This window comes from Campylobacter concisus (genome assembly GCF_003048445.1).
Classification (GTDB): Bacteria; Campylobacterota; Campylobacteria; order Campylobacterales; family Campylobacteraceae; genus Campylobacter_A; species Campylobacter_A concisus_BF.
Genome location: NZ_PIQW01000002.1, coordinates 130,803 through 145,794 on the forward strand (window position 1 = coordinate 130,803; position 14,992 = coordinate 145,794).

The following is a 14,992-nucleotide window of genomic DNA, read 5'->3' on the forward strand; positions in this document are numbered from 1 at the left end:
CCGCTAATAGAAACTAACTGGCATTGCTGGCTCGCTTGAGATAATAGCTGGTAGCTCTAGCGTACCGCCATCAAACCAAACTACGTTTGAGATGTGCCCTTGCGTGTCAAAATTTGATCCATTTATGCTTGCTGCGTCGCTACCATGACTTGAGCCATGAGAGTGGTGGCTAGAGCCTTGAGCGCTTTCGTCGCTGCTTTTGCTACTAGACTCTTCGCTCTCGCCAAAAATCCTTCTCTTGTCTTCTTCTACTTGTGCTTCATTGCCTTGGGCGTCAAATTTTGCATTTGATAGCTCTTTTGTGATGATGATAGTTTGTGGTTCAAGTAGCGTGATAGGTGCAGCGTGGTCGAAATTTACAACGATAGTGTCGTTGCTGCTTTGCGTGATGATCTCATCGCCCAAAAATATCTCGTCGCCCTGCTTTAGCAAGATCAACTTTCCGTTTCGTTTTACAAAAACTTTTCCACTTATCTTTGCGACGACACCAACGCTTTGCATCTTTCATCCTTTAAATTTAAAACTAAAACATCCATTTAAATTTTCACGCGATTATAGCCAAAAGTATTACAAAATAAATAAAGTGATTTTATATAAAAAATTGTCATTTTACCGCTCTTTATCCTATATAAAATTTTAATGCGATCACCTGATGTTACGCTATTTTTGCAATGATATAAAAGAGCAAATTTAAATAAATTTTAGCAGTAAGAAAATTTCTATATCACAAAGTAAATTTTAAAACTATTTTGTTATCAAATTTTTATTTATTTTGAAAAATTTATGTTTGAAATTTCCCACGCCAAAAGACGTGGGATAAAATTTACGCTATCTTGCTAGCGTCGATGATGTTTAGATCAAGTCCTAGCTCTTCCACAGATAGGCCAAGTGCAAGACCTACAAGCTGAGAAAGGTGGATGATAGGTTTTCTAACATCTGAGTGGTTCTCATCTTGGTATCTCTCTTGATAGATGTCAAGTTGCATTTGACAAAGTGGGCACGGAGTTACAACTACGTCTGCGCCATTTTGATCAGCGTTATTTACGATCTGGCTTGACATTTTTCTTACTGATTTTCCAGCTGGATAGCTAGCGTGGAAGCCGCAGCAGTCAAGTCTTTTCTCAAATGGCACGATAGTAGCACCAAGTGCGCTTACAACAGTTTCAAAGCTCTTTGGATTGACTGAGCTTTCTCTGTTGTGTAGATCTTTTTCAGGTCTTAGGCTGTGGCAGCCGTAAAATAGCGCTACTTTTAGTCCGCTAAGTGGCTTAACGACCTTTGCTCTTAGCGTATCAACATTTTGGTAAAGCTCCCAAAGAAGGCTTGTGATCTCTGTTGAGCCGTTATATTTCATATTACCTTCAGCTAAAAATGTATTGATACGATCTTTTGCGCCCTTATCAAGTGTGCTTTTAGCTCTTGTTAGAGTTAGCATACAAGTTGAGCATGTCGTAAGCATCGGCATATTCATCTGCTCTGCAAGCGCTATATTTCTAGCATTTGCTACAAGTGCAGCCATAGGATCTACGTCTTGTGCTTGTTGAGCACCACAGCAGCTCCAGCCCTTTATCTCGTGAAGCTTCCAGCCAAGCACTGGAGCGATGGCCTCAAGCGACATCTTAGCCTCTTTAGCTGCTTGAGTGAGTACGCATCCTGGGAAAAAAGCGAATTCATTTTGCATAATTACTCCTTACTAGCAGCTTTGCGAGCCGCATTTATCATTTTTACTAGATCGTCATGACCTTCTATGTCTTCTTCGCCAAATACATGAAGCGGATTCATCTTGCCAGCAAGCATTAAATTTGCAGCGATGTCTAGTTTGCCCATATTTTTGATAACGCCTTCTGAACGAAGTGCAAGTCTAACCTCATTTAGCCTGCCTGAGCCATCAACTAGATCAGTTAAGAACGCCTCAGCGTGATCTGGTCCCATGCCCTCATTAAAGCCTTTTTGTATAGCCATGATGCGAAGATCAGTTATGTCAGCGCATGCGCTTATGCCTTTTGGACAGCGATCAGCACACTCTTGGCATTTTACACACATCCAAAGGCCATTATCGATAGCTGGTTTTAGGTGTGGCATAGGATCTTTGCTACGTGAGTCAAAGGCAGCTCTATAAGCATGAACAAATACAAATGGCTGCATATAATCACTCGCGTCTGCTTCAAGTTTATTACACTCGCTAGCGCATGCACCGCAAAGTATGCAGTCCCATTCAAGTGCGACTTTGTCGTACTCTTTTTGGCTTTGCTTACAGCCTTTTGCAGCGCTAAATTCTGGCTTAGCAGTGATGCTTGGTTTGATCTTACGTAAATTTTCGATACTTGGCTCCCAATCCACCATAAGATCAGAGATAACCTTGAAATTTCCAAGTGGTGAAATTCTAACAGTATCTGGGTTGTCATACTCAGCCAAAAGCTCGTTCATCTTTGTATCGCAAGCTAGATATGAGTGACCATTTACTCTAACAGCGCACGCACCGCATATCGCTGAACGGCAAGATGCTGTGAAATTTAACGTCGCATCCTTTTTTTGTTTGATGTCAAAAAGCACTGTTAAAAGAGTTTTGCCTTTGATCTCTTCATTTGTTAGCTCATAAGTTGATTCATATTTTTTAGTTCCGTCAAAGCGGTCGATAATAATTTTCATCCTAGCTCCTTACTCTGGCTTCTTGCCGTCAAGTGAAAATATGCCTGTCACAACGTCTTTGTAGCTAAGTTCAAGCTTGCCGTCTTTTAGTGTGACTATGCTGTGTTTTAAGAAATTTACATCATCTCTTTTTGGATAGTCCTCTCTTGTGTGAGCGCCACGGCTCTCAAGACGATTTTGCGCTGCAAGGCATGCTGCACGAGAAAGAAGTATAAGGTTGCCAAGCTCGACATAGTCAGTAAATGCTGTGTTCATGACTGGGTTTTGATTTGGCACTTTAAGGGTGTCATATTTTGCTTGGATAGCTTCTAGGTTTTTAGAAAGCTCATCTAGTTTTGCACCAGTTCTAAAGATACCCATTAGATCCCAGTTGTTTTTACCAAGCTCTTCGCGAAGTGCATACATATCATTTACGCCGCCCTCGCCTGTTGCTATGGCTTTAAATTTATCTTGCCACATTTTTGCTAGCTCAGAAGTCTTTTTGCCGCTTGCAAATTTTGCATTTTGAGCGTAAGCGCCAGCACCTTTGCCAGCTAGATCGCCAGTTACAACTGCGTCAGTTAGGCTGTTACCACCAAGGCGGTTTGCACCGTGGATAGATGCGCATGAAGCCTCACCACCTACGTAAATTCCAGGGATTTTTGTACTCATATCATCAAATTTAGCTACCTCTATACCACCCATTGAGTAGTGAGCTGTTGGGCGGATAGGCACTGGTTGCTCGATAAGGTCGATGTCTTGGAAAAGCATAGCAGTGTGGCGAATTTTTGGAAGCTTTTTCATGATAGTATCTTTGCCAAGGTGACGAACATCGCAAAGTACATAAGCGCTCATACCCTCGCCAAAGCCTCTACCCTCGCGAATTTCTGTCTCAATAGCACGAGCGACGACGTCACGAGGAGCTAGCTCCATCTTTTCGTGATAGTTTTTCATAAAGCGCTCGCCCTTGTTGTTTAGCAAGTAACCACCCTCGCCGCGAGCTGCTTCTGTGATTAGCGTGCCGCCATTTTGAACGCCAGTTGGGTGAAACTGAAGCATCTCAGGGTCTTCAAAACCAAGACCTACTTTAAGCGCAGCAGCTATGCCATCGCCTGTTGCTATAAATGGAACTGATGTGCGGTTATAGAAAATTCTAGTGTATCCGCCAGTTGCGATGACTAGAGATTTGCAAAGAACTGGGTAAATTTGACCATCTTGGATGTTGCGAAGAACGACGCCTTCAACTTTGCCGTCCTCAAGACCGATCTCAAGTAGCTCATGATCCATTAGAAATTTAACGCCAGCTGTGATAGCGTCGTCAAGACAGGCGTGCATCAAAACATGGCCGGTTTTATCAGCTGCATAGTTACAGCGTTTTTTGCTAGCGCCACCCATGAAACGAAATGCTACATCGCCATTATCTTTACGAGAAAAGAGCATGCCGTTGTAGTCTAGCTCGTGGATGACTGCGCCTGCTGCCTCGCAAAATTTCACAACTGCATCTTGATCAGCAAGATAGGCTGCACCTTTTACGGTGTCATACGCGTGAAGCTTGAAGCTGTCGCCGTTGCTAAAGTCAGTAACACCGTTTATGCCACCCTCTGCCATACAGGTCGCGTTACGTGATGGCATCATCTTTGTAGCGACAACGACGGTTGAGTTTGGATATTGCTTGCGAACGGCTGTTGCTGCACGAAGTCCAGCACCGCCAGAGCCGATTATTAGCACATCAACAGATGGCAAGCCATTTTCATTGCCCTTTGGCAACTCGCCAGCAAAAACATTGGTCGCACCAGCTGTTGTAGCTAGCGCACCTACGCTGATACAGGCGCTTTGTAGAAATTCTCTTCTGGTAAATTTTTCACTCATTGATAACTTCCTATTTTAATAAGTTTATTAGCGTTAAGACGCACCGCCAGTTCATTTCTTAATATTTTTTAAAACAACTATATTAATAAAAAAATTAATAATGAAACTTTACATAAAATTTACTTAAAAGAAACATAAAGATTTATTTTAGGTTATATAGTGAGATTTGATAGCTAAAATCATTTATAAAATAACCATTTTATCGTATTTGTGGCAACTACTTATAAATTTATTATTTTGATAAAGATAAAAATAATATTATCTCGCAATATATTAATAAAAATAGATAAGATGTTATAAAATAGCCAATTTTACGCATCTTTGAGGATATTACTTAAAATTAAATAAATAATTAAAACTAATAAATTTAAATGGGATAAAAATCGTATGATTATCAAAAATCATATAAATTTGTAAATTTTTGATAGCTAGAGAGTAAAATAATAGATAGCCCCATAGTGTCTGACTGAGAAAATGAAGCTTAAATTTATATCAAATATCTCAATGTCATCAAGTGACGGATACCAGACATCGCTAAAAAATTTAGAAAGGTCATCAAAATGCAAAATATCAATGTTCTCAAATTTATTAAAATTTATGCAAATTTCATTTGGCGTGGCGATGTTAAGCTTGCTAAAAACGGCTTTTATATCAAAATTTGCTTCGTCTGCATTAAAGCCATCAAGCCTGCTAAATTTATCCATCTTAAAAAACTCATCTATATCATCTAGGCTAAATTTATGAAGTAAATTTTCTCTTATCTTTATGCACTCACCAGCCGGCAAGCTCCTAACGATCGGCATCTCAAAGCCATATTCTTTGCGGAAATTTTCTAGTTTTATCTGATCCATTTTGGGAGGTTTTGGCTAAATTTAAATTTAGCCAAATTTTCTATTTTAAAAGCTCTTTTGCGTATTTTAGGCCTAGCTCGTAAGCTTTGGCGTTTGCCTCTTTGACCTTAGCTGGCACGCTTGCTAGCATCTCTTCGCGCACTAAATTTTCATCCATGCACCTACTCATCGCCACAGCCACGCCAAGGGCTACGACGCTTTGTGTGATGACGTTACCAACCTCGTCTTTTGCGATAGAGATGATAGGGATTTCATAAATTTTCCAGCGCTTTTTATCCTCATCGCTCACTTTTACCAAATTTGGCTCGACAACGATCGCACCGCCCTCTTTCACGCCGCTTTTAAAGGCGTTGTAGCTTATCTGTGCAGTGGCAAGCATAAAGTCTATCTCGCCCTCGTTTGCATAAGGGTATAAAATTTCTTTCTCATCAAGTATGATATCGACCTTCGTTGGACCGCCACGCACCTGAGATGTGTAGGTAGAGGCCTTGACACCGTATCCGCCTGCTTTTATCTTGGCAGCTGAGAGGATCTCGCCAGCTAGTATGACGCCTTGTCCGCCAACGCCGACAAATCTTAGTTGTGACTTCATGCTAGCTCCTCAAAATTTATCGCTTCATTGCTCATAGCAGCACTTCTTACCTTGTCGTAAGCCTTGGTGTATTCTATCTTTTCTTCATCTTTATGCAGCACGCCAAGTGGGAAAACGCCCTTTTTCTCTTCGTCACTTAGCATGTCAAATTTGACCTTGCTAGTTGTGCGGCCCTTTATCCACTCTAAATTTTTCACCGCCTCGCCCATTTTGTTTTTGCGACCTAAATTTATGTGGCAGTTTGAAAATACATCAAAAAAGTTGTATCCATCGTGGCTAAAGCCCTCCACAAAGAGCTTTGTAAGCTTCTCTGGCTCGATGACGCTTCCGCGCGCGACAAAGCTAGCACCTGCGGCAGTTGCGAGCTTACAGGCGTCAAAGCTAGGATCGATGTTGCCATACTGCGCTGTGACCGTCCACATGCCCTTTGGCGTGGTTGGGCTGGTTTGCGAGTTGGTTAATGCGTAGATGAAGTTGTTGATTAAGATGTGATTTAGCCCGATATTTCGGCGGCATCCATGTATCGTGTGATTGCCTCCGATTGCTAGTCCGTCGCCATCGCCAGTTACTACGATTACGTGCTTGTCTGGGTTTGCCATCTTTACGCCAGTGGCATAAGCTACGGCTCTGCCGTGAGTCGTGTGGATGGTGTTGCAGTCAAGATATCCGCTAAAGCGGCCAGAGCAGCCTATGCCTGAGACCACGCAAACGTCGTTCATATCCCAGCCCATGGTGTCGATAGCGCGGATGAGCGCCTTTAGTATGACGCCGTCGCCACAGCCCCAGCACCAAAGAGTAGGCATTTTATCTGTTCGTAAATATTTATCATAATTAAAAGCCATAAATTTCTCCTATCTTCGCCTCGATCTCGCTTGGGCTTATCGGTCTGCCGTTTGCTTTTAGCAGTTTTGCAAAGTCATCTCTTAAGATGATCTTTGAAATTTCGCCGCTATATTGACCTAAATTTAGCTCGCAGACTAAAATTTTCTTAAATTTATCTGATATCTCTTTTAGCTTTTTGGCCGGAGCTGGGAAAAGTGTGAGTGGCTTAAATAGCCCTACTTTTAGCCCTTTTTCACGTAAATTTAATATCGCTTGCTTGGCTGAGAGAGCCACGCTGCCAAAGGCGATGATACAAATTTCAGCATCATTTAGCATAAATTCTTCAAATTTCTCGCACTCATCAGTGTGTAAATTTATCTTGTTAAACAGCCTATTCATAGAGTATTCAACGATCTTGCCATCTTCTGTTGGAAAGCCAGTAGCGCCGTGATGGAGCCCAGTTATATGGTAGTGATAGCCTTTAAAGAAAGGATTTAGCGTGGCTGGCGCGTCTGGTGCCGCCTCGTAGGGTTTATACTCTTTTGGCTCGCCACTAAATTCTCTTCTTTTATAAATTTCTAGCTCGCTGATTTCTGGCAAACTAACCCTTGCTTGCATGTGTCCTATCGTCTCATCAAGTAGCAGCATAACTGGCGTCATAAACCTAGCTGCGAGATTAAATGCGCGAACCGTCTGCGTATAGCACTCCTCTAGGCTACTAGGCGCTAGCACTATCATATTTACATCGCCGTGAGTTGGGTTTTTAGCCTGCAAGATATCGCCTTGTGCGACGCGGGTAGGCAGACCAGTTGATGGGCCACCGCGCATGACATTTACGATGACGAGCGGTATCTCAGCGATAAAGCCAAGGCCTATTTGCTCAGCCTTTAGTGAAATTCCAGGACCAGAGCTTGCAGTCATCGCCTTAGCACCGCTCGCACTTGCACCAAGAGCTACTGAAATCCCAGCTATCTCATCCTCCATTTGTATAAATGTGCCGCCATGTTTTGGCAAAAGCACGCTTAGCTCGTGGGCGATCTCGCTGCTTGGAGTGATAGGATATCCGCCAAAGAAGTTACAGCCGCACTCGACTGCAGCCCTTGCTACTAGGGCATTACCAGTTGATACTACCTCTCTCATGCGCTCTCTCCAAGTTTTGCAAATTTATTTGCCTTTACGGCTGCAGCTCGCTCTTTGCTCTCAGGTGTTAGCTTTGCAAATTTAAAGCCTTTATCAGCCACATAAATGGCAAAATCAGGACAATGAAGCTCACAGTCACGGCATCCTATGCATGAGTCGGCATAGACCACTTCTATCATCTTGCCAAGCACCGCCTTTGGCTCGAGCCTCATACCTAGCACGCCTGCTGGACAGTAGCTCACGCAGACATCACAGGCCTTACACCTGCTCTCATCGACCCAAACTGGGACATTTTCTTTTACGATCATATATCTTCCTACTCTAAGTTTTCTTTTAAAAATTTGATATTTTTTCTAATTTCAGCTTCACTTTTGTTTAGTTGCTCTTGCTCGTCTTCGTCTAAATTTAGCTCTAAAATTTCTTTTAAGCCATCACGTCCGAGTCTTACTATCCTGCCGCAGCTTAGTTCATCATCGATTAGCACGCTAGCGCTTATTATCTCATCGCTCTTACCAACGATCATCTCGCACATCTTCACAGCTGCAGCCGCTGGTGCGTAGTAAGCCGAAGTGCCAAGCAGTTTAACGATCTTTGCTCCGCCAGTGCTCGTCTCTTTTTTGAGCACTTTTAGCTCATTTTCATTTAAATTTTCGCTGATATTGCTGGCTGATACGATCATATCGTCATTGTGAGCACCGACGATCTTTGCTCTTAGCTTACTAGCGTCCTTATCTTTTAAAAGCGCTAGCTCATATCTGCACCTTGCGCTGTCTAGCTCGCCAGCCATGCCGATCACTTTGTTTTTGCTAAAACCGCTAAATTTATGTGCCGTCCAGACCATCACGTCAAGTGGATTTGTGACTACTATTATCACTGCGTTTTTGGCAAATTCAGCTATCTTTTGCGCAGTTTGTTTTACGACTACGGCATTTTTAAGTAGCAGATCTTCTCTAGTTTGACCCTCTTTTCTAGGGCTTCCAGCAGTGACTATGACGATGTCACTGCCCTCAATAAGCACAAAATCATCACCACCACAAACGCTAGTTTTTGCGTTAAAGACGCAGCTTGACTGAGCTAGGTCGATCGCCTTTGCGCGCGCCACATCGCCAAATATATCCACAAGCGCGATCTCATCGCAAAGCTCTCTCATGCAAAGCGCATAAGCTATGCTAGCACCGACATTTCCAGCCCCAACTACACTTATTTTCATCTTTTATCCTATTATTTTATTTAAAATTTCACTTGGTCTCATGACCTCATTTGCCTTTGCTTCGTCTGGCAGGTAGTATCCGCCAAATTCCGCGCTTGCACCATCATTTTCTCTGATCTGCTTTAAAATTTCACCTTCATTTTTTTCTAGCTCGTCTGCTAAATTTGCGAATATCGCGCTTAAAATTCCGCCACTTTTTGCCATCTCTCTCGCCCAAAATAGTGCCAGATAAAAGTGCGACTCTCTAGTATCAAGAGTGGCATTTGGCGTTTTGTTTTCGTCTAGGTAGCTAGCAACTGCTCTATTTAGCGCCTCGCTTAGATCTTTTGCCTCTTTTTTTTGCCTAAAAAACGCTAGATGTTCAAGCGAAGCACTAAGTGCTAAAAACTCGCCCAAACTATCCCAAAGCAGATGATTTCTCTCTTTTAGCTCTTTTACAAGTGTCGGAGCCGTTCCGCCAGCTCCTGTCTCAAACATCGCCCCACCAGCAAGCAATGGCACGACTGAGAGCATTTTTGAGCTTCCACCTAGCTCAAATATCGGGAAAAGGTCGGTTAGATAGTCTCTTAAAACGTTGCCGGTTACGCCTATGACGTCTTTGCCAGCTCTTATTGCTTCAAGCGATTTTTTAGTTGCTTGCTCGTAGTTTAAAATTTCAAATTTCACGCCAGCACTAGTAAATTTATCTCTAAATTTTTCAAATTTAGCTATCAAATTTCTATCATGCGCCCGGCTACTATCTAGCCAAAATATAAGCTCATCTTTTGAAATTTCGCCTCTTTTTAAAGCAAGCTCAAACCACGCATTTATCGCATCTTCTTTAGCCTGCGTCATCCTAAAAATGTCGCCACTTTTGACGCTAAATTTAAAGACGCTCTTGCCCGCCTCATCAAAAACTACAAATTCTCCGTCCTCTTTTGCGATGAAGGTCTTATCGTGGCTGCCATACTCCTCGGCCTTTTTAGCCATTAGGCCCACGTTTGCCACGCTGCCGATCTTGCTCACATCAAGCGTGCCATGCTCCTTAAAGTCCGCCACGCAGGCCTCATAAACCCTAGCGTAAGTCCTATCTGGGATCATGCAAAGTGAGAAATTTAGCTCGCCATTTCTATCTTTTACCTTGCCAGAGTTTCTAATGAGCGCTGGCACTGAGGCGTCGATGATAACGTCATTTGGCACGTCAAAGTTGCTGGCATTTTCATTTAATGCCCAAATTTTTGCTTTTTTGCTTAAAATTTCATCAAATTTAGCCAAAATTTCATCTTTATTTTTAAGAGTTGAAATTTTAGAAAACATATCTTTTAAGCCGTTTTTTGCCTCAACGCCGTGAGTTTTAAACTCTTCATCAAACAGCTCGAAAACCTCTTTAAAGTAGCTCTTTATCGCGTGTGCAAAGATGACTGGGTCACTAACCTTCATCATCGTGCATTTTAGATGAAGGCTAAGAGTCAAATTCTCTTTTAGCGCCGTCTCAAAGCAGCTTTCATAAAATTTATCTAGCTCATCTACGCTTAGATATGCCGCGTCTACAACCTCGCCACTTTGTATGGCAAGCTCTTTTAAAAGCTCTTTCTTGCCGTCGCTGCTAATAAAATTTATATAAAATTTCTCATCTTTGCTAGCGATGATTGAGCGCTCATTTTCATAAAAATCGCCCTTTTGCATGTAGCAAATTTTAGTTTTATTTGCCTTGTCCCAGCTGCCGTTGCTATGTGGGTGCTTTTTGGCAAATTCTTTAACCGGTGGCAAGACTCTTCTATCTGAGTTTCCTTGTCTAAGCACTGGATTTACCGCGCTTCCTAGCACTTTTTGGTATTTTTTAGCGACCTCTTCGTCGTAGTCTGTGATGATCTCGTCTGGATAAAATGGCACGTTTAAGCCCTTGCTTCTAAGCTCATGGGTGGCTGCTTTTAGCTGAACGAGCGTGGCTGAGATGTTTGGCAGTTTTATGATATTTGCCTCTTTGTGCGCGGTTAGCTCACCCAAAAGCCCTAGCTCATCGGCCTTGTTTAGCCCAAGCTCTTTACTAAAAAGAGATAAAATTCGCCCTGCCAAGCTGATATCAGCCCTTGTTATGCTAATGCCAGCGCGGGATAAAAAGCTCTTAACGATAGGAAAGAGAGAGTAGCTTGCAAAAAGCGGTGCTTCGTCGGTTTTAGTCCAGATAATGTCACTCATTTTAGCCCTTTTGATTTTTTGAAATTTATCACGTTTTTTATTAAAGCTAGTTGTATTTTAGCCCTATTTTGCGATATTTTGATTGTGCTCGCTTAAGGTTTTTGAAAAAATGTGCTTTTTCGCCTTTTTATCAAGCACAAAGTATAAATAATCGCTCTTTGCAGGGTTTATAGCAGCTTTTATCGCACTTATCGAGACCGAGCAGACTGGGCTTGGCGGGATGCCGTCGTTTAGATAGGTGTTAAACTCGCTCATATCGCTTCTTATGCGCTCAGCTGTGATCACATCGTGCGAATAAATTCCATAGTTTAGCGTGCCATCCATCTGTAGTCTCATGCCCTTATCTAGGCGGTTGTAGATGACTGAAGCGACAAGAGGCATCTCAGCGTCGTTAGCGGCCTCTTTTTGGATGATAGAGGCGATGGTTAGAATTTTAAACCACTTTTTCTCGTTGTACTCGCCAAAAATTTTCCTGCTGATCTCGCTTTGCGCCTTTTTAGATGAATTTACAAGGTAATAGGCTAGATGTCTTTCGCTGATGCCTATTGGAATTTTATAGGTATTTGGCATTAAAAAGCCATCGCTCACTGGCGCAAGGGCGTTATACTCGCTATTTAGTTTAGCTGCGTCAAGTCCTAGCTGAGCAGCGATCTGGTTTAAAAAAACGATCGTAGTCTCGCCAGGTATTAGCGTGATCTCGGTCATCGCAGCCTTTGCTTTGGCAAGTTTTTTTAAAAAATCAACCCTTGAAATTTTATCTTTGCCTATCTCGATCCAGCCTGACTGAGGCGAGCCGATAAAGCGCATGGCGTACTTGTCGATCGCACTTAGGTTAAAGTTGCGATTAGCTAAATAAGATATAATCTCGCCCACACTTCCCTTTGGCACAAAGACGACCTTGCTCGTGTTTATGGGGCGTGCCAAATAAACAAATACGCTTAGGACAACGATGAGTACGATATCAAAGAAAATATCCAGATACGGCTTTTTTATAAAATTTTTTATCATTTTGATTCTTTCGATTCTTTTGCTTTTAAAATACGGCATAAAAATTAACGATTTCGAGTTTTACGGCGTAAAATTGGAGCAATTATATATAAAGTTAGATAAAAAAATAATTGTAAGAGCAAAGCAGATCAAGCTACCTAAATTTAAACAAAACGCAGAGCAAAAAGCCAGCGACAAGCAGCTTTTAAACCTTAGCCAGGGTGTGGATTATCTTGACACATTTTTTCAAGAAATTTCGCTTGAGAGCGTGCAAATCGGCGATGATTTTAAGATCAAAATTTTATTTTTAGATGATATATTTTTCGTCGATAGCCCTTATCTAAACATCGATATCAAATTTCAAAACGAGCAACAAAATGGTGTCGATCGCTTCATAGTAAGAAATTTAAGCCTTAAAGATTTTAACGTAAGCATTAGCGGCGAAGGCAGTGCAAATTTTGACAAGGATGATTATAAATTTGATGGAAATTTCACCTCGCACGAGCTAAATGGCAAGCTTAGCTTTGCCTTAAAAGATACGCTTTTAACCTACAAAGCCTATGACGTAAATGCTGGTAGCATCAAGGACTTCATCGCTGAGCTTGATAGCCGCATACATCTAAACAGCGAGGTTAAAAACTGGATATATGGCTACATCGTGGCTGATGACTATCACCTAAATGAGATAAATGGCAAGGCCGATCTTAAAAAGAATGATCTTTTCTTAAACGAGCTAAACGCGACTGCAAATGCCAAAAATTTACTTGTTAAATTTGATAAAGGCTTGCCAGCCGTAAATGTCGCTGAGGCAAACATCACGCTTAATAACTCAAAGCTTAAATTTGACCTTACAGCTCCAGTTTATAAAGGCAAAAAGCTTGATGGCTCAAACGTCGCGATAAACAACATCTTTGATGAAAAAAGTGCAAATTTAGAGCTTTTTATAAAGACAAATTCCATTTACGATGAGGCGATAAATGAGATATTAAGAGCTTATAAGATCAACGTACCAGTTAAGCAGCTAAGCGGAAAAATGGACGCTAGCCTAAAAATTTTGATAAAGCTTGATGAGAAGAGCTTAGAAAATTTTGATGAAAAAAGCGTCATCGCAAATGGCGATTTTAAGATAAGTGACGCTGTTTTAGATATCGCTGGGAGTAAATTTAATGCTAAAAGTGCCCTTGTAAAGCTCGTAAATACTTCTGTGCTAAACATCGATGCAAGCGGCTTTGGGCTTGATTTTTTCAGAGCAAATGCGAAAGCAGATATAAATTTACAAAAAAGTACTGGCGAGATAAAAGGCGTCATAGAGAGCTTTGATCTAAAAGAAAAAAATGATGAAATTTTAGCCTTTAAAAATGAGCCATTTACCGCGCTTCTTGACTTTAGCAAGCCAGATAAGACCACGCTTAGCATTGAGCCTTTTGGACTAAATTTAAGCTTTGGCGATGAGAGCGTGATAGCTACAAAAAATAGCGAATTTATCATGCAAAACTCCCCAGTTTTAAAGCAAAATGGCGTGCTTGGTTTTGATGATGTGAGCATAAAAAGCAAGGACTTTGTTAATCTTGAAATTTTGGCAAAGGGGCTTAAATTTGACATGCCATTTTTGGATAAAAATGGCTCAAAATATGATAGTGACGACGTTAATATCTTAGTTCAAAACGGCGTAGTAAAGGTAAATAGCGCTAGTAAAAAGCTAGCTCTTGAGATAAAAGAAAAAGGCATTGGTGTAAATACGCAGGATTTAAATTTAGTCGTTCTTGACGACAATGAGAGCAGCAACCAAACGCAAAGCACGCCACTTGAGCTCTTTGCAAAAAATGGCGACATCATCTTGCAAGATCTAAACAAAACCTTGCCATTTACCAGCTTTAGCGCCGAGAAAAAAGGCAAAAGCACCTCTCTAAACGGACTAGCAAAGCAAGGCAGAGTTGGATATTTTAGCGATGAGAAAAGCATAAATTTAGACGCAACTGATATAAGCGGCGAATTTATCAACGACCTTTTTGGCATAAAGAGCTTTGAGGGCGGTAAATTTCGCCTAAAAATGCTTGGAGAAAACTCTAAAAATTTCAAGGCTGAGGTGAGATTTTTTGGCACGTATCTAAAAGACTACATCTTTTATCAAAGGCTACTAAGCTTTCTAAACTCGGTGCCATCGCTTCTTAGCTTTAAAACGCCTGATTTCAACGACAAGGGTTTTACCGTTAAAAACGGCAAAATTTTACTTACTAGAAAGGGCGACGTGATCGAGTTTTTAGCGATTGAGATGATAGGCACGAGCGCAGATATCGGCGGACGCGGCACTATCGATCTAAAGAGCAAAAAGATAAACATCGATCTTGAGCTAAAGATACTAAAAGACGCAAGCGGCATCATCGACAAGATCCCACTTATCAACCAAATCATCCTTGGCAAAGACCGCTCGCTCTCAACCGTCATCGCCATACGCGGCACGACTGAAAAGCCCGAGTACTCGACGCAAATATTGCGAGATACCCTACTCTCGCCGCTGAAGATAATAAGAAACGTTCTACAAGCTCCGTTTTTGATATTTGAGTAGTTTAAATCTGTAACGCACGAAAATTATAGAAAAAAATTATTGGCTGCTTCTAAAGCCAAGAGTGGCGCTCATTTTTGATTATTTATATTATCCCAGGCTCGTAAAGTGCGTAAAGATATCAAAAGCTAGAGATCAAGGTTTTGGTAGCT

The 14,992-nt window shown here is 41.6% G+C and carries 13 protein-coding genes; 1 reads left to right on the plus strand and 12 read right to left on the minus strand.

Annotated features, from left to right (window positions below):
- Positions 1-3 precede the first annotated feature (3 nt).
- From CVT14_RS01870 to mltG, 12 genes are all read right to left on the minus strand, one after another.
- On the minus strand, positions 4-501 hold the full coding sequence (locus CVT14_RS01870; RefSeq protein ID WP_107849556.1) for a hypothetical protein: 498 nt from the start codon (positions 499-501) through the stop codon (positions 4-6).
- Between the two features lie 322 nt (positions 502-823).
- On the minus strand, positions 824-1,681 hold the full coding sequence (sdhE, locus tag CVT14_RS01875; protein ID WP_103574011.1) for an 8-methylmenaquinol:fumarate reductase membrane anchor subunit: 858 nt from the start codon (positions 1,679-1,681) through the stop codon (positions 824-826).
- A 2-nt stretch (positions 1,682-1,683) separates the two neighbouring features.
- A complete protein-coding gene (gene sdhB, locus CVT14_RS01880) occupies positions 1,684-2,649 on the minus strand; it encodes an 8-methylmenaquinol:fumarate reductase iron-sulfur subunit (protein WP_107849557.1) in 966 nt (321 codons plus the stop codon).
- Between the two features lie 9 nt (positions 2,650-2,658).
- Positions 2,659-4,497 carry an 8-methylmenaquinol:fumarate reductase flavoprotein subunit gene (gene sdhA, locus CVT14_RS01885; protein ID WP_107849558.1) on the minus strand — a complete coding sequence of 613 codons (1,839 nt, stop codon included), beginning with the start codon at positions 4,495-4,497 and terminating at the stop codon, positions 2,659-2,661.
- Between the two features lie 428 nt (positions 4,498-4,925).
- Positions 4,926-5,348 (minus strand): heat-shock protein, encoded by a 423-nt coding sequence (locus CVT14_RS01890; protein ID WP_107849559.1) that lies wholly within the window; start codon positions 5,346-5,348, stop codon positions 4,926-4,928.
- Between the two features lie 40 nt (positions 5,349-5,388).
- Positions 5,389-5,940 carry a 2-oxoacid:acceptor oxidoreductase family protein gene (locus tag CVT14_RS01895; protein WP_021087611.1) on the minus strand — a complete coding sequence of 184 codons (552 nt, stop codon included), beginning with the start codon at positions 5,938-5,940 and terminating at the stop codon, positions 5,389-5,391.
- Complete coding sequence (locus CVT14_RS01900; protein WP_107849560.1) at positions 5,937-6,782, minus strand: 2-oxoglutarate ferredoxin oxidoreductase subunit beta; 846 nt, start codon at positions 6,780-6,782, stop codon at positions 5,937-5,939. Before CVT14_RS01900 ends, CVT14_RS01895 begins: the two co-directional genes overlap by 4 nt.
- The gene (locus CVT14_RS01905; RefSeq protein WP_107849561.1) at positions 6,772-7,902 is read right to left on the minus strand and encodes a 2-oxoglutarate synthase subunit alpha; all 1,131 of its coding nucleotides are present in this window, start codon (positions 7,900-7,902) and stop codon (positions 6,772-6,774) included. Before CVT14_RS01905 ends, CVT14_RS01900 begins: the two co-directional genes overlap by 11 nt.
- Positions 7,899-8,210 (minus strand): 4Fe-4S dicluster domain-containing protein, encoded by a 312-nt coding sequence (locus tag CVT14_RS01910; protein ID WP_009293870.1) that lies wholly within the window; start codon positions 8,208-8,210, stop codon positions 7,899-7,901. Before CVT14_RS01910 ends, CVT14_RS01905 begins: the two co-directional genes overlap by 4 nt.
- A gap of 8 nt (positions 8,211-8,218) precedes the next feature.
- Positions 8,219-9,112: a lactate/malate family dehydrogenase gene (locus CVT14_RS01915; RefSeq protein ID WP_107849562.1), complete on the minus strand. Its 894-nt coding sequence runs from the start codon at positions 9,110-9,112 to the stop codon at positions 8,219-8,221.
- Between the two features lie 3 nt (positions 9,113-9,115).
- On the minus strand, positions 9,116-11,290 hold the full coding sequence (locus tag CVT14_RS01920; protein ID WP_107849563.1) for an NADP-dependent isocitrate dehydrogenase: 2,175 nt from the start codon (positions 11,288-11,290) through the stop codon (positions 9,116-9,118).
- Between the two features lie 63 nt (positions 11,291-11,353).
- The gene (gene mltG, locus CVT14_RS01925; protein ID WP_021089091.1) at positions 11,354-12,298 is read right to left on the minus strand and encodes an endolytic transglycosylase MltG; all 945 of its coding nucleotides are present in this window, start codon (positions 12,296-12,298) and stop codon (positions 11,354-11,356) included.
- A 73-nt stretch (positions 12,299-12,371) separates the two neighbouring features.
- On the opposite strand from mltG, the gene CVT14_RS01930 reads away from it, so the two are divergent.
- Entirely contained in the window at positions 12,372-14,843 is a 2,472-nt protein-coding gene (locus CVT14_RS01930; protein WP_021089178.1) for an AsmA-like C-terminal domain-containing protein, read from the plus strand.
- Positions 14,844-14,992 lie beyond the last annotated feature (149 nt).